The sequence below is a fragment of the Sediminibacterium sp. FW305-C-61 genome, from assembly GCF_058231065.1.
Genome location: NZ_JBIQXR010000002.1, coordinates 170,120 through 186,474, shown reverse-complemented (window position 1 = coordinate 186,474; position 16,355 = coordinate 170,120). Strand labels below are relative to the sequence as shown.

Here is a 16,355-nt window from a genome sequence, read left to right as displayed (position 1 = left end):
GTTACACAATTTATGCCAAAAAAAGGAGTATCGTGATATTTGGCGAGGGTTTTTAAGTATTGATTTCCGGGGAAAAACAGCTTCTAGCCTCTAGCTGCTAGCTACTAGTTTTTTTGGGCTATTAATTAAACCATCCACAATCTTAAACATTATAATTAAATTTTTATTTAAATAGGATTTTTACAAAACAAATTCGCAAGCCCTGCCATTTATTAAAATAATAGCAGAATTCCTAAAACAAGCACCAATCAAAGCTAGCAGCTAGAGGCTAGAAGCTCGCAGCTAATTTTGCCCAACCAGTTCTGCCAAACAATACACACTTTCTTAATTTCATAAATATGCAATATCTTACTACCATAATTTATTAATTGGAACCATCAATTTATAAATACTTTTTGCCGACTGGTCGTAATTTATTTATCTGGGCCAACAGTTTGCTGATGTTGGCGGGTTTATTCTTTTTTGGCTGGAGACCGGTAATTATTGTATTTGCTTATGTTTTCGAAACCATCATTATTGGTATCATTCACCTGTTTAAGCTTTGGTATGTATTAAAATATGGTGAGGCTCAAAATAATCATGTTGCTTCAAAAGATCCCAGACAGATTAATGGCTATGGCATTATTCCATTCTTCCTTGTTCATTATTTCTTTTTCATTTTTGTGCAGTCGGTTTTTATTTTTTCTGCGGTAGGTAAGAGTTTGCCTGGCTTATCGTCGGACGCGTTTAATGTTTTCGGCAATTATAAATTTCTATTATCTCAGACTGATATGCAATTGGCATTTGCGTCGATTGCATTAGCCAATATTGGTTATACATTTAGAAATTTTTTCGTTACAGGCAGGTATCACAAATACACGGTGAATACGCTTTTCATGCAACCCTATATTCGGATTTTTATACAACAACTGGTTGCAATACTTGCAGGATTTTTCTTCTTTTTCAAAGACGGCGCAATGGTTGCTGCGTTATTATTAATTATAACCAGACTAGTATTAGACCTTTACCTTCAAGCTATAAAATATAACGCTCAGGCAAGAAACAAATTAAAAGAAAAGCTTTCAGCTAAAGGAAGCAAATTGCAGGTTACGGATGAGCAATTGGATCTCTTTTTAGAATAACTTCTTTTGCATTTTTATTCTGTAATAAAGGCCGATAAAGCGTCGGCAAGTTTTCTATCGTTACTCAGTCTGGGCACTTTGTTTTGTCCGCCAAGTTTTCCAATAGAACGCATATAATCAATAAATCCGTTTTTGCGAACCCGGCGTACTTGTAGTGTTTGGAGTATATTTCCACGAATCAGGTCGTCATAATATACATTTTTATTACGCAGGTTTTCTTCCGTTTTTTGTATGAATGTGTTGAAATTATCCGGTTCTTTTTCAAACTCAATAAACCATTCATGGTAGCTTTTTCCTTGTCCCTGTTGAATCATAGGTGCTACGGTAAATTCGGTTATATGAGCATTGGTTTCTTCAGCAGCTTTTAATAAGGCAAATTCCACTTCCTCTCCTATAACATGTTCACCGAATGCGGATATAAAATGTTTGGTTCTGCCACTAACAATAATTCTATATGGATCTGTGCTGATAAATTTAATAGTATCACCAATATTGTACCCCCATAGACCAGCATTATTATTAATGATGAGGGCATAGTTTTCGCCAACCTTTACATCTTTCAAACTTAATCTTGTTGGATGTTCATTGAAGATTTCTGCGGCTGGTACAAATTCATAATAAATACCGCTGTTTGTATTCAGTAATAATCCTTCCCCATCTTGTTTGTCCTGGAATGCAAAGAAGCCTTCGCTGGCAGGAAATAATTCAATACTGTCAACTTTTCTTCCGATACTTTCAAATAATTTAGCGCGATAGGGTTCGAAGTTTACGCCACCTTGTACCATTAAACTAAAATTTGGAAAGAGCTCTCCAACCTTTTTACCGCTTTTTTCTATCAGTCTGTCGAAATACATCTGCATCCATGGTGGTATGCCGCTGATGAGGGTCATATCTTTTTGAATGGTTTCTTCAACAATTTTATCGAGTTTGGTTTCCCAGTCTTCAATGCAATTGGTTTCGTAGCCGGGTAATTGGTTGGCGCGGAGATAGCTTGGCACGTGGTGGTTTACGATTCCGCTTAAACGTCCGGTTGGAATTCCGCCAACTCTTTCCAATACCGGTGAACCACTTAAAAATATCATTTTACCCCCGGCAAATGCAGTATTACCGGTTTCAGCCATATAGCAGAGTAATGCGTTTCTGGCTGTATTGATATGATTGGGAATAGAGTCTTTGGTAATGGGTATATATTTTACTCCGCTGGTGGTACCACTTGTTTTGGCAAAATAGATGGGTTTGCCTTTCCAAAGTATATTTTCCTTGCCCTGTTTAATCTGTTCTATATAAGGTTTAAAAGCCTCATAGTCGCGAATAGGTACAGCCTGAGCAAATCCGGCATGATTTTCAACTTCATGCAAACCATGCTCCTTTCCAAATTGTGTACCCCTGCCGGTTTTTAGCAATTGCTTCAGAATAAGTTCCTGGTCTTCAAGAGCATGGACACTGTTTCTTTTGATCTGTTTATATATATATTGGGCAAATGGTTTTGCCAGTAAAGATTTCAGGTTCATAGTACAGATGGTCTTTAAGACCTGTCGGGCAAAAATAGATAGAAGTTGGGGGTTATATCAGTTGATGGGGGATATAATTATAATATATTTGATTTCAATTACTTAAACAGCAATTTTAAATATTATACTATTGCGAAATACATCTTAAATCGATTAAAAATGGCTGATTAGATGAAAAAAAACTTTGTCAAGGCATGTGAATAAGAATTATTTCAAAAATCTTTGCAAATTTTGCCAGTGAATCCTTACCTTTGCCGTCCTAATTTTGGATAGCTATGTTAGCAGTTGTAAAAATCGCAGGTCAGCAATTTAAGGTACAGGAAGGTCAAAGCCTGTATGTTCCTCACCTGCAGGGTAAAACCGGAGACAAAGTAGAATTCACCGATGTATTGTTTACTGACAATGCAGGTACTGTTGCAGCAGGTGGTAGTGTAAAAGCTACTGTTAAAGCTGAAATCATCAGTGACCTGGTACAGGGTGACAAAGTGATCGCCTTTAAAATGAAAAGGAGAAAAGGCTTCCGTAAGAAGCACGGTCACAGAACGCATTATACGCGTATCAAAATCGAAAGCATCGCTTAGTAAAAAACATGCCCGGATCGCGCAAATGATCCTGGTTTAAAAACAAATAACCATGGCACACAAAAAAGGTGAAGGTAGTGTAAAGAACGGCCGCGACTCACAGAGCAAACGTCTCGGTGTAAAGATATATGGTGGCCAGCCTGCTATTGCTGGAAATATTATTGTACGTCAGAGAGGAACTGTTTACCATCCTGGTAAGAATGTAGGTGTTGGTTCTGACTTTACTTTATTCGCATTAACAGACGGTATCGTTGAATTCAGAAAGGGAAAAAACGATAAAACTACCGTTTCGGTTTCTCAGGTAGCTGAGACCGCATAAAAAAATTTTTTTGTAGTTACAAATAAGTTTTTATTTTTAATGTATTATTTACTAACCATTAAATCTAAAAAACATGGCAACTGCAAAAAAAGCTGCTAAGAAAGCTGCTCCTAAAAAAGCTGCTCCTAAGAAAGCCGCTAAGAAAGCTGCTCCTAAAAAAGCTGCTAAAAAAGCTGCTCCTAAGAAAGCTGCTAAAAAAGCCGCTCCTAAGAAAGCTGCTAAAAAAGCTGCTCCTAAAAAAGCTGCTAAAAAAGCCGCTCCTAAGAAAGCCGCTAAAAAGAAGTAATCTTAGTTTAGCTTTAGCTAAAATAGATTTAAGAGTCCCGCCTACGGCGGGACTTTTTTTTATCCTAACTTCACGATTCTTCTATTTTACGCTATGACGAACGAAGCAATTGCCGAAAATTTCTCCCTACTTTCCAAATTAATGGATATCCATGGAGACAACTCATTCAAGGCCAAATCCTATTCCAGCGCGGCTTTCACGATAGATAAACTACCTGTTGAACTCTCTACCCTCCCTGCTGATAAAATATTCGCACAAAGAGGTATCGGCGAAAGCACCGGTAAAAGAATATTGGAACAATTGGAAACCGGAAGACTCGCCTTACTGGATGAGTATATCCAGAAAACACCTGCCGGCATTTTAGAAATGCTTCATATAAAAGGACTTGGACCTAAAAAAATTGCCACGATCTGGAAGGAACTCGAGATAGAAACGCTCGGTGAATTATTATATGCCTGTAATGAAAACAGGCTGATGCTTTACAAAGGCTTTGGAGAAAAAACACAGCACAATATCCGTGAATCGATAGAGTTTTATTTTGGCTCATTGGGCAGTTATTTGTACCAACAAATGGAAAGCCTGGCGATTAATGCCACTAAAAAACTACGTGAACATTTTCCCGATAATAGCTTTCTGCCTACCGGAGCCTATCGAAAACAGGATGAAATTGTTGAAATTTTACAGTGGGTTACCACCTGCCCTATCGATTCCATCACAAATTTTCTGGAAGCACAACAATTTGAAATCATAACAAAAACAGATGACTACTTAACTGTAAAGTCGAAGGAAAATGTTAGCCTTGGATTCTATTGCTGCAGTGAACAGCACCTTTATCAAAAACTTTTTGATACAAGTTGTAGTGAAGCATTCCTGAATGCATGGAAAAACAGGTTTAATTGGAACCCGGAACAGTATTACAAGCAGGAAGAAGCCATTTTCGAAGCAGCAGGTATCCCTTTTATTCCACCATACCTACGAGAAGATCCAACTATTATTGATAAAGCGGTAGCAAAGCGATTACCAAGGGTAATTCAGGAATCAGATATCAGGGGTATCATCCACAGTCATAGTAAATGGAGCGATGGTAGTAATACTTTGGAGGAAATGGCCAATGCTGCCATTGAAAAAGGACTAGAATACCTGGTAATCAGCGATCACTCACAATCGGCTTTTTATGCCAGTGGCTTAGATATCGATCGTGTTTCTGCCCAACATCAACAGATTGATGAATTAAACAGCAAACTTGGCAACTTCAGAATCTATAAAAGTATCGAAAGCGATATACTTAATGACGGTAGCCTGGACTACCCGGATGAAGTACTGGCCGAATTCGACCTCGTAATCGCCTCCATACACTCAAACCTCAAGATGCAGGAAGATAAGGCGATGATGCGCCTTATAAATGCCATTGAGAACCCTTATACAAGTATTCTAGGCCATATGACGGGCCGTTTATTACTTAGTCGCAACGGATATCCGGTTAACCATGCAAAGATTATAGACGCATGCGTAGCCAATGATGTAGTAATTGAATTAAATGCCCACCCAAGAAGACTGGATATCGACTGGCGCTGGATAGATAAAGCAGTGGAAAAAGGGGTGCTTATCTCTATTGATCCGGATGCACATTCGATTGAAGGTTATGACGATTGCAGATTTGGGGTGCTAGTAGCCCAGAAAGCCGGACTTACCAAAGAAAATAACCTTAGCAGTTTTTCCAAAGAAGCATTTGAAGCTTTCCTGGTGCAACAACATAGTAAACGGTAAGACTAAATTATCCAACGACTGGTAGTGATATAAAAAAGGTTGTTCCCTCGTTTTCGGTCGTTTCGAACCAGATTGTTCCATTGGCTTTTTCTACAATTCCCTTACAAATGGCCAATCCTAATCCGGTACCGGATGATTTGGTGGTGAAATTGGGCGTAAAAATATTGTCCTGCATAGATGCTGGTATCCCTCCCGCATTATCCTGAATAGAAAGAATGATTCTATCATCCTGATGTGATAGTTTCAAGGTGACAGCAACTTTTTGGTTATTATTCGGGTTGGCTTCTACCGCATTTTGCAAAAGATTGGTCAGCAGACGATTCATTTGTATACGATCGGCCAATACAATTGCAGGTTCTTCCGGCATATCAAATGATAATTCCAGTTCAGGATGGGTTGCATATAACCTGGTTACTGAATCTATCACTTCGCGAAGGTCAATTTCTTCCATCCTGGCATTTCCTATATTGGCAAATTGAGAGAAATCACTGGCTATTTTGGATAACTGATCAATTTGTTCAATCAGGGTTAAGGCCATGTTTGAAGTGAGTGTTTTTACATCTGGCGAACCATTTAATATCGCTTTCTGTAAATATTGAATACTCAGTTTCATGGGCGTAAGTGGATTCTTTATCTCGTGAGCAACCTGTCTTGCCATTTCACGCCATGCACCTTCCCTTTCACTTCTGGCCAATGCCATCGCACTTTGCTCAAGCTTTTTAACCATCTTATTGTACTCTCCTACCAGCATACCAATTTCATCATTTCTTGTCCATACAATCTCCTGATTACTCTTCCCGATATTCATTTGCCGCATTTTGTCTCCGATTAATCCAAAAGATGCGGTAATTCTATTTGTCAGGAAAAATGCAATAGCACCAGCTACAAGAAAGATAAATGCGTTCAGGTTAATTAATGTTGCCAAAAAACCGGAAATCTCCTGATTGAGTTCGTTTTGAGAATTCAGGTAGGGAATATTGAGGTATGCATAATTTTCACCCGCATCGTCAGATAATGGGACGTAGATACTCAGGTATTCGAAATCTCCGACTTTCTCAGATTGTATATAACGAATACTGCTTTCATAATGAAGCTTCTGGTATGCCTTGGGCTCCATTTGCGTACTTAGCAAATGTTTGTTATAAATATAAGGCTGCGTGGAGGTAAGCAGGCTACCATGTATATCATAAAAGTTTACATCTACATTATGCAGGTCCGAAATTTCAGCAATATCCTGTTCCAATTCACGTGAGAGACCTACATTTTTAAAGGTTAATACATCATCAAAGCTGAACTGTGAATTCATTTTACTATTGATCTCATTCGACATTACCTGAATAGACTTCGACAGTCTTTCTTCATTACTTCTATTGAATCGAATAATAAAAAAAGAAATGGTGGCAATACCAATTACCAGGAATGAAAACACACTTAGAAAAATGATCGTGGCCTGTATTTGTGTTCGGATATTAAACCGGAACAATAACTTTATTTCCTCCCACTTAAACCTGGCTTTTAGCAACTGATTACCCAGGTGGAAGACAAATATGATGGCCAAAAATGAACAAAACAAATAGGCAAAAAGGGTCAGGAATTCAACTACCCATGTATTACGTTTAACTACTACTACCTGTTTGTCATTTCCACTATTATACCAGAGCTCACTGTATTCTCCAGATATTTTGTAAGTAAACTCGAACTGATTAATTTCATTCTTTTTAAGCCGGGATGGGAAATGATAGGTATTGAAATGGTTGATTAATTTCCCTTTATTATAAATACCATAAGCATAATTCGTATTAAGATCAGATGATAGGTTTTGAACCTGATTAAATAATTCAGGATACAATGCTTCACTCTTATATCTTTTCGATTTTGCAATAACAAAGAGATACCCAAGGGTTTGATTATTTTCCTTTATTTCCTTTTGGTAGAGATAACTAAAACCCTCCGATGTATTATCATAGCTGTATAAACCTTGAATTATAGTAGGTCTGGCTTGGTTTAGGATGATGGTCTTTATAGCCGCATAATCTGTAGCATCTTCATTATACAGCGGGTGATATAAACTGTCGAAAGTATAAATCCTGGTATCGTATTTATTCAGGTAACCAGAAAAGTTTTGGTTGATGAGGCTGTCTTTGATGTACTTATTCTCCAGTTCATTTTGGAAGCGGTGAAAATTATGTAACAGAAACTGGTCATCGAAATTTGTAGCTGCTATATTCAATAAATTCTCTCCGGAAGGATCGATCTGCAGGGCCAGTTTTTCCGCGATCCGTTTTCTTTGGGCGAATTCCGTTACCCTATTTTCATAAAGGACCATGGCTGCAATGGAGAAAGTAAAAAACATGACCCAAAAAATAAAAAAGGTCGACTTTAGCAGCGGAAGTTGAAGGTCTTTTTTACGAAAATGCATCAGTACAAGAAAACCAACTAACCATAATAAGATCATTAATCCGGTTGGAATTTCCTTATTCGGGAAAAACAAGAGCATGTACAGAAACCCACTTAATATGGTTGCAACTACCTGCTCCAGCAATGAAAATTTTCTTTCAAAAAGTGGGTGCAGGAGAATTTGCGAAAGACCAAAGAAACCCAATACTAGAAAACAAAGCACTACAAAGCATACCACGCTGTAGATATCCAGACTAAAGAAATTGGTTACATCGGTTGAAATTTTAGAATCCTGCACCAGGCTCTGCACAATTCCCGCAATGGCGTACCCGATTATGGTTAGTAAAAAAATGGTACCGAAATTCCTGATTTTTACCGGGAGGGGTTTTGGCAACCATGTTTTCCCATCTGTATAACTTTTATAAACATCTATCAGCCAAAACAACAGAATAGCATTTACTAACAGATCGCCAAGAGAGGGATGTATAATATTTGAGGCATAGATGGAGGGATCGTATAGCGGTAATTTTCCGTAATCAAATGGAAAGGAAACCTTGTAGGCAATTAATCGGAGTAATAAGACCACCCCTACCAGCATACTGTATCCAAATCGAAAACCATGAACAGCCATAAGTTCAACAGCCAGGGCATTTAAAAATATCAATAGGAATACAATGGCCAGTACCCTTAAGATAATTGTAACACTATCGTAAGCAATAAATGACTTTCCAGGTTTAAGTCTTATGCTGAATAATTTTTTACCTGCCTGGTTATAGATTGGTAACACATCATCCGCTGAAACAGTAACCAGTTCGTATTGCTCATCAAGTCCTTCAAAACCTTCAAAATCAGTGTGCAGGTATTTGTTTTCAATAAAATAGGACCACCTGATTGGTATCATGCCTATTACCAGTAAATTCCCTTTTTCAACAGCAATATTGGTTTTAAGTATTTCAAATTCACCGTTTCGTTTAACAGAAAACCATGCGCTATCTTTCCGGTAAAGATCGTCGTTTACGGTATAATATTTATTGGCGTTCCAGTATAAAAGGGTGGGATCTGCATTTTCCGATAATGCATAAATGAATAAGCCAATAGGCTCTTTGGTTGTTTCCTCTTTTGTGTCGTTATTGGTTGCTTCGATTAGTTTACCCAGCCGGGCTGTATCCTGCAGCAGATCGAAGTACTTGTTTTCGTATTTATGTATTTGTTGCTCGAGCTTAGCTTTCACCTTTTCCGGTGAGGCATTATAACTCCAGTAATTGATGAAAATAAAGGAAAAAGTATAAAGCCAGGCCGCTGTAATGGCCAGGTATCCGTGTTTATAGGCTGCGTTTCTGAGTGTTTTAATCAACAGTCTGTTATTTTCGTTTTATCTCGTTCCAAAGGGCATCCATTTCGTTGAGCGTCATGTCGCCCAGATTTTTTCCCTGTTCGGCTGCCATTGATTCCATGGTCTGAAAACGATGAATGAATTTTTTATTGGTCTGCTCAAGTGCAGCTTCGGCATCAACCTGCAAAAACCGTGCATAATTTATCAGACTAAACAAAAGATCGCCAAATTCGGCCTGTATTTCTTTCTGGTCGTTTGCCTTTACCGCTTCCTGCAACTCCCCCATCTCTTCTTCAACTTTCTTCCAAACATCCTCGCGGTTATCCCATTCAAATCCGACTTGTTTAGCTTTTTCCTGAATCCTTGTTGCCTTAACAACGGCAGGTAAGGATACCGGAACACCACTCAAAACAGATTTTTTTCCTTCTTTTATTTTTATTTGTTCCCAGTTCCGCTTAACATCCTCATCATTCTCCACTTTTACATCTCCATAAATATGTGGATGTCTGTTTATTAATTTACGTGATATTCCTTCAATTACATCCTGTAATTCGAATGCTTTTTCTTCAGACCCGATTTTGGTGTAAAACAGGATATGCAACAACATATCACCCAGTTCTTCTTTTATACCCTGCCAGTTTTTCTGATCGATAGCATCCACTAGTTCATACGTTTCCTCAAGGGTCATAGAACGAAGGCTGTGGATGGTTTGCTTTTTGTCCCACGGACATTTTTCCCTTAGCTCGTCCATTATAGTCACCAATGCCAAAAAACTGTCTGCTACTGAATTCGTCATAAGGAAATATATTTCAGATTATACTGCGAAAGCAGAAAATAGGAAAAACACTAAAAACAGGAATACCATTACAAGCATCGATGCAAATAACAACAGTATATATTTTAAGATTGTTTTGCCCCTTCGTTGTCCATAAAAATTGCGCATTGATTTATATAAATAAAAGAATCCTGCGATGGTAAACAATCCGCTGATCCAATCATTTTCTTTATGAGTACTCCAAGTAAATAAACTATTCACCCATAAACCTGTGAGAATGATGATAAAAATGGCACAATAGAGGTGTATGGAATAAATTATGTGGTTAACATAATAGAATTGTTTTCTTCTGGTATATAATAACTGTAAAAGCAAGGCAAACAACGGCAAAGAAACAAATAGCATTTGAGGAAATAAGTGTATGAACTTGTTCGTAATGGCCCGCATACTTGCTTTTGAGTCGCCCTTATATTTATTCCTTAGGTGGAGGTTTTGCCTTTCAATGGTCCGAACAAAGAAACCATCTCTTTCATTTTCTGGTAATAGTGCCTGTAAAGAATCGTATTCAGCTACCGTAGATAAGGTTTGAGTGATCTTATTATCAAAACTCATGATAGTGAATCCACCCTCTGGCAAACTTTTAACAGAATCTACCAAAGTAGAATCCCGCTTCAGCATAATGATTTCTGCTGATGTTTGGTCAAGCTTGTCTTTTATCTGAGAGGCTGCAACTACCGCAGTTGGATTGGCCAAAGCCGCTTCCAGCCGCTGTTTTTGTCTTTCCAGCTTCTTCATCACCTGAGCTGGCGTGTCTTTTATTTCTTTTATATCTATTTCCTTTTCTTTCTGATAGAAACTAAAGAAAATCAGGAAGAAAAAAGCCGATGTAAATACATACATCCTGATAGGGTGAAGATAATCGGCTCTCCGTCCCCGCAGGTATTCATGCGAAAGAAACCCCGGCCTGAACAGTAAATATTTAAGTGTACTGAAAAATTTTCCATCGAAATGGATGATGTCATACACAAAATGGGTAACAAGGTGCCAAAAACTATCTTTTGGTTCAATATTTTCCTGACCGCAATAATGACAAAAACGGCCATGCAGGGCTGCCCCGCAATTCAAGCAAATTTTCTCCTTTCTTTCTGGTAAATGCGACACTTGTTAACGTTTGACTAAAAATACACAACTAATCCATTGTGGCAAGAGCTGTTACCTGAATGTTGAAAAATGAACAGCAGGATTTGAGTATTTTTGGGGCATGAAGAAAATAGTGGTTTCTCTTTGTTTTGTACTCGGCCCTTTTTTGGGCAATGCTCAATACTATTTCAACGATATCGTTTCTATTCGTCAGGGAAATGAGCAGTATAAAATCCTGCGGGCACAAAAAATAGCTTCTGTTAAAGCCATTTCTTATGAACCGGACAATACTATTACTGAAGATTTTTCAGTGAGTCAGGAAATCAGCAGAGACGGAAAAAAGGTTACGCTTACCACTTTAACAAACAAGGAAAAGACAGTTACCGTTAATACTTATGAACTGGGTATTTTGAAGAGAACCCAAAGCGATCATAAAAATATTAACAGTAAAACCGACTACACTTACGATGCACAAGGACGTATTATTTCGGTATCACTTTCTACTGTTGATACTTTCATGAATAGCACGATTGCTGAAACACATCAATATACTTATGATGAATATGGGGCACCGGCCAGTATGCTTAAAATAAAAAACAGGCTCGATACCACCATGGTAACTTTTATTAAAGATGACCAAGGTTGTATTGCAGAAGAAAGATGGAAAAAGAATGGCAGAACAATTGAAAGCTACTATTATTACTATAATGCCAATAAGCAGTTAACAGATATTGTTAGATATAATAGCAAATTAAAGAAACTACTGCCCGATTTTATCTACGAATACAATGCTGCCAACCAACCAACTCAGATGACCCAGTTTTCGCTTGGCAGCAATAACTATTTTGTTTGGAAATACAAGTACGACGAAAAAGGTTTAAAAACAGAAGAAATCTGCAGCGACAAAAGCAAATTACAGGTTGGAAGAATCATGTATCAATACACCAGTTTCTAGGAGCTTATTCAAACCTTAATCCAGGTATTTTTTCTTTTTCTCTTCTTTATATTCCAGTTGCTCAATGAGGGCCTCCGGGTTAGGGTTACTGGTTACAGACACTGCTACCTGAAACAACAGAAAGCATAACACAGCAGACAAAAGCAATTCATCCCATAACCACCAATACCCCCATCCGCCATATACTTTTCCCAATGCGGGATTACCTGTTTCATATATAACGGTAAGGCTTTGCCCGGCTTTGAGAGACCTTAATGGATAATCCGGATTGATCGCATATTCCTTTGTACCTGTATTAAATACAGCCCTTAACAGTTCTTTATTTGCTGTTGAATCAAATCGCAACTCAACCAATGCCGGCACTTTAACACCATCAAAATAATCTGGCTGCCTGGTAAATATCAGGTAGCAGCCAAAACAGAGGAGGTATAGTATGAATATGGATTTGTACATGAATATCAGGGGACGTGAATTGTGAATGGTGAATAGCGAAAAGAGTGAATACTGAGTATTATAATTTGAATATCAAACTACTCACTACTCACCAATTAACTATTGACCATTCACAATTGACCATTCACGGTTTCCTGTTCGCAAGGCTTTTATTCTCCAATTAATTCGACAGGCTCCTGAAATCTACCGGCACCAGTTTACTTACCCCGGGCTCCTGCATGGTTACCCCGTAAATCACATCAACAGCTCCCATGGTTTGCTTATTGTGTGTTACGATGATGAACTGTGAGTTATCGCTGAACTTCTTGATCATCTGGGTGAACTTACCAACGTTGGCATCATCCAATGGGGCATCAACCTCATCCAGGATACAGAATGGAGCTGGTTTAATGAGGTAGATTGAGAAGAGCAATGCTGTTGCAGTAAGGGTTTTCTCTCCTCCACTCAATTGAGTAATAGATGAAGGTCTTTTACCTTTTGGTTTGGCAATAATTTCAATACCTGTTTCTGCCAGATTGGTCGGGTCAACCAGTACCATATCTGCGGTATCTTCTTCTGTAAACAGGGCCTTGAACACTTTCTGGAAGTTCTCACGAACCTGATTAAAAGTATCCAGGAATTGCTGGTTGGCTGTTGCTTCCACTTCCTGAATGGTTTGCAAAAGACTTTCTTTCGCTGAAACCAGGTCATTCTTTTGCTCGAGAATAAACTCATAACGCTTTTTCATTTCCATAAAGGCTTCAATAGCGGTAGGGTTAACCTCTCCCATGTTTTCCAGGCGTTTTTTCATCCTGTCTGAGCTGGCTTGCAATTCTTCCAGTGAAGTATCCGTAGTTCTGGCCTGATCGAGAATCTCATCAAGTTCAACCTTGAATTCAACACTCAATCTTTCTTTCATACCAGCTAACTGCAGCTTAAGTTCGTTCAGCCTGTCTTTGATTTCAGTAACGAGGTGATCAATCATCTCCTTACTCTTCACTTTAAGGCGAAGTTCACTTTCTTTTTCCTGCAGCGCGTTACGTAAGTTATAGTAAGCCTGATCTGCTTCATTCAATTTCTGCTCTTCTGCTTCTTTTTTGCGCATCAGATCGAGCAATAATTCTTCTGAACCAATCAAAGCTTTTTCACCTTCTTCAATATTGCCGGAAGCTTCGGAAAGCTGTGCAGTATTGCTTTCTATCTGTTGGTGCAACTCACTTAGCTGGTTTTCTTTGAAAACAAGCTCCTGTTTAAGGGTAGTGATTTTGCTTTGCTGACGGGTTAACTGAAGGTTTGTTTCATTGTATTGTACAGAAGCGTAATTATACTCCTGTTCTGCCAACTGATAATCCTGTTCTACCAGTTTCATCTGCTCGCCTGTTTCCAGCAACTGATCATTCAGTTGAAACAATTCTTCTCTAGTAGCGGCAATGGCATCCTGTTCATCCTGCAAACGGGTTTCAATATCGGTAAGACGTTGAAAAGCGTTTTGCTGGGCAGCCTGCAGGTTTTCGATGCGGTTTCTGGTAGCAAACACCTGGTTGGTTAGCTGGTTAATTTCATTTTCGGTTTGCTTAATGGCATTTTCTTTCAATTGCTCATTGAAGGCAATTACCTCATTATGCTTTGCCTGAATATCAGCTTTAAGTAAACTTACTACCGATTCCTGATCCTGTATTTCTTCGGCCAGTTTTTCGAGGTTTTTCGCGCGACCAATTTTCTTTCCTTCAAAAAGTCCAACGCTACCGCCAGTAAGTGTATACTTTCCTTTTACATACTTACCGGTTTTTTCAAGAACGACTGCGCCATTGCTATTGGCAATAGCCTCATCATTCTCTGCAATATATACGTTACCTAAAAGATATTCTGCCAGTTTGCGATATTGGTCATCAACTTCAATAACATCCATAGCAGGGATGGTATTGGCAGGTTGATGGGTTTCAACGCGGAGGTCGGCAAATTTTTCGAGCATGAAAAAGTTGGCTTTACCTTTTGCATTGGCATCCAGTAAGTGTACAGCCTGCAAACCTTCCTGAAGGTTATTTACCACATAGTAATTGAGGTATGGCTCCAACACATTTTCAACTGCCGCCCTGTATGCTTCTTTTACATAAATGATATCTGAAAGAATTGGGGCCGCATGATTCCATTCAGGATTTTTATGGAGGAACTTAATACTCTCCGGATAACCTTCCATTGAATCGATCAGGCTCTTAAGGAGGTTGTATTCGTTCCTTTTGGCATCTAGCTTACGGTTTTCTTCAGCCAATTCATTACGTAACACTTCAAGTTGTGCCTGGGTTTCAAAAATATTCTCACGGGTACGCTCATGTTGTTCCTGTAATTGTTGCAGATCAATTCTGCGAGCTGCGAGGTCCTCTTCTTTTTCTGTCAACTCCTGCTGCAATTGTTCCAATTGCTGCTCTCTGCTTTGTTTTTCTTCATTCAGTTGAGTTTGTGCCCTTTGAAGGTTCTGAATAGAAGTATCAGCTACCGCTACTTTTTTCTCAGCATCGAATTGACTTCTCTGTATCTGCTGGTATTGATTACGTAAACTGTCTACACCAGTTCTGCGCTCATCGTAAATGCGACGTTTATCTTCGATATCCAGCTTGGCTGTTTCTACTCTGTCTTGTAATTCAATCAGCTTAGTTTCTTCTTCTCCTACCTGTAATTGGGTATATTCAATGGAATCACCTATTGTTTTTAACTGACCGGATGCTTTTTCGAGGAAGTCTTTTAAGCTGGTTTCTTTTTCCTTCAGGTAATGAAGTTTCTGGGTAGCAAGGTTACGTTCGTTTTCTTTTGAGCGTAAGTTTTGCAGCAAATCGTTGAATTCATGCTGCATGCTTTGAAGGGCTCTTTCCTTTTCAATAAAACCAACTTTCTCCTGTTCAATAGCGGCTTCTTCAACTGCTATCTCAGCATCAAGTTGTACCTTTTTATTGATCTCGAGTTCTTGCTGCTCATTAAGCTCCTTATAGGTTATATTGAATCCTTCCAGTGCCGCTTTTGCGAGTTCTACGGAAATTTCTTTGTAATCCTTTTTAATCTCGTAATATTTCTCCGCCTTTTTTGCCTGGTTCTCCAGTGTTTTTAACTGGTTATTGATTTCGAAGAGCAAATCTTCAATACGTGCCAGATCTTGTTCTGTAGCGTCTAATTTATTCTTTGCTTCTTTCTTACGGGTTTTGTAAATAGTGATGCCCGCTGCCTGCTCCAACATACGGCGGCGGCTGTTTTCTTTATCCTTGATGATATCATCAACCATCCCCAATTCAATGATGGCATAACTATCGGTACTAACACCTGTATCAAGAAATAAATTGTGGATGTCTTTTAGTCGACAGGTAACATCATTCAAGCGGTATTCACTTTCCCCATTTTTATAAAAACGACGGGTAACTGTTACCGTGCTGAATTCTGTAGGAAGCAGATTTTTGGTATTCTCAAAAGTGAGACTCACTTCTGCCAATCCACTTGCACTTCTGGTTTTACTACCATTGAAGACCAGGGCCTCTAGGTTTTCACTTCTTAAGGCCGATATTTTTTGTTCGCCAATTACCCAACGAATACTATCAATGATATTACTCTTGCCGCAACCATTGGGACCGATAATACCTGTAATGCCCTCATCAAAACTCACTACGGTTTTATCAGCAAAACTTTTGAACCCTTTGATTTCTAATGATTTTAATCTCACTTTTCCGCTATTTAGTACCTGCGAACATACAGGAA

General features: G+C 38.7%; 12 protein-coding genes. 6 read left to right on the top strand and 6 right to left on the bottom strand.

From position 1 onward, the window contains the following. Positions 1-368: 368 nt before the first annotated feature. Positions 369-1,121: a DUF6498-containing protein gene (locus ACH30E_RS05940; protein WP_490824027.1), complete on the top strand. Its 753-nt coding sequence runs from the start codon at positions 369-371 to the stop codon at positions 1,119-1,121. Positions 1,122-1,135: 14 nt separating this feature from the next. On the opposite strand, the gene ACH30E_RS05935 is transcribed toward ACH30E_RS05940, so the two are convergent. After that, positions 1,136-2,632, bottom strand: coding sequence for a GH3 auxin-responsive promoter family protein (locus ACH30E_RS05935; protein ID WP_490824026.1), 1,497 nt, complete (start codon positions 2,630-2,632; stop codon positions 1,136-1,138). A 275-nt stretch (positions 2,633-2,907) separates the two neighbouring features. Between ACH30E_RS05935 and rplU the strand changes: the two genes are divergently transcribed. From rplU to ACH30E_RS05915, 4 genes are all read left to right on the top strand, one after another. Next, a complete protein-coding gene (gene rplU / locus ACH30E_RS05930; RefSeq protein ID WP_294995809.1) occupies positions 2,908-3,213 on the top strand; it encodes a 50S ribosomal protein L21 in 306 nt (101 codons plus the stop codon). A 52-nt stretch (positions 3,214-3,265) separates the two neighbouring features. After that, positions 3,266-3,532: a 50S ribosomal protein L27 gene (gene rpmA / locus ACH30E_RS05925; protein ID WP_294995806.1), complete on the top strand. Its 267-nt coding sequence runs from the start codon at positions 3,266-3,268 to the stop codon at positions 3,530-3,532. 73 nt (positions 3,533-3,605) lie between these two features. Continuing rightward, positions 3,606-3,818, top strand: a complete 213-nt coding sequence (locus tag ACH30E_RS05920; RefSeq protein ID WP_490824025.1) for a hypothetical protein — start codon at positions 3,606-3,608, stop codon at positions 3,816-3,818. A gap of 93 nt (positions 3,819-3,911) precedes the next feature. Next, positions 3,912-5,585 (top strand): DNA polymerase/3'-5' exonuclease PolX, encoded by a 1,674-nt coding sequence (locus ACH30E_RS05915; RefSeq protein WP_490824024.1) that lies wholly within the window; start codon positions 3,912-3,914, stop codon positions 5,583-5,585. A gap of 7 nt (positions 5,586-5,592) precedes the next feature. Here ACH30E_RS05915 and ACH30E_RS05910 read toward each other — a convergent pair whose 3' ends face one another. The 3 genes from ACH30E_RS05910 to ACH30E_RS05900 are packed head-to-tail and all read right to left on the bottom strand — an operon-like array spanning position 5,593 to position 11,251. Then, a complete protein-coding gene (locus ACH30E_RS05910; protein WP_490824023.1) occupies positions 5,593-9,336 on the bottom strand; it encodes a sensor histidine kinase in 3,744 nt (1,247 codons plus the stop codon). Positions 9,337-9,343: 7 nt separating this feature from the next. Then, positions 9,344-10,111, bottom strand: a complete 768-nt coding sequence (gene mazG / locus ACH30E_RS05905; RefSeq protein ID WP_490824022.1) for a nucleoside triphosphate pyrophosphohydrolase — start codon at positions 10,109-10,111, stop codon at positions 9,344-9,346. An 18-nt stretch (positions 10,112-10,129) separates the two neighbouring features. Next, entirely contained in the window at positions 10,130-11,251 is a 1,122-nt protein-coding gene (locus tag ACH30E_RS05900; RefSeq protein ID WP_294995794.1) for a DUF3667 domain-containing protein, read from the bottom strand. Positions 11,252-11,351: 100 nt separating this feature from the next. On the opposite strand from ACH30E_RS05900, the gene ACH30E_RS05895 reads away from it, so the two are divergent. Continuing rightward, positions 11,352-12,185, top strand: coding sequence for a hypothetical protein (locus tag ACH30E_RS05895; RefSeq protein ID WP_294995792.1), 834 nt, complete (start codon positions 11,352-11,354; stop codon positions 12,183-12,185). A gap of 15 nt (positions 12,186-12,200) precedes the next feature. Here the strand turns inward: ACH30E_RS05895 and ACH30E_RS05890 are convergent, their stop codons facing one another. Both ACH30E_RS05890 and smc read right to left on the bottom strand, forming a co-directional pair. Continuing rightward, complete coding sequence (locus tag ACH30E_RS05890; RefSeq protein WP_490824021.1) at positions 12,201-12,638, bottom strand: hypothetical protein; 438 nt, start codon at positions 12,636-12,638, stop codon at positions 12,201-12,203. A 160-nt stretch (positions 12,639-12,798) separates the two neighbouring features. Then, entirely contained in the window at positions 12,799-16,320 is a 3,522-nt protein-coding gene (gene smc / locus ACH30E_RS05885; protein ID WP_490824020.1) for a chromosome segregation protein SMC, read from the bottom strand. Positions 16,321-16,355: the final 35 nt, after the last annotated feature.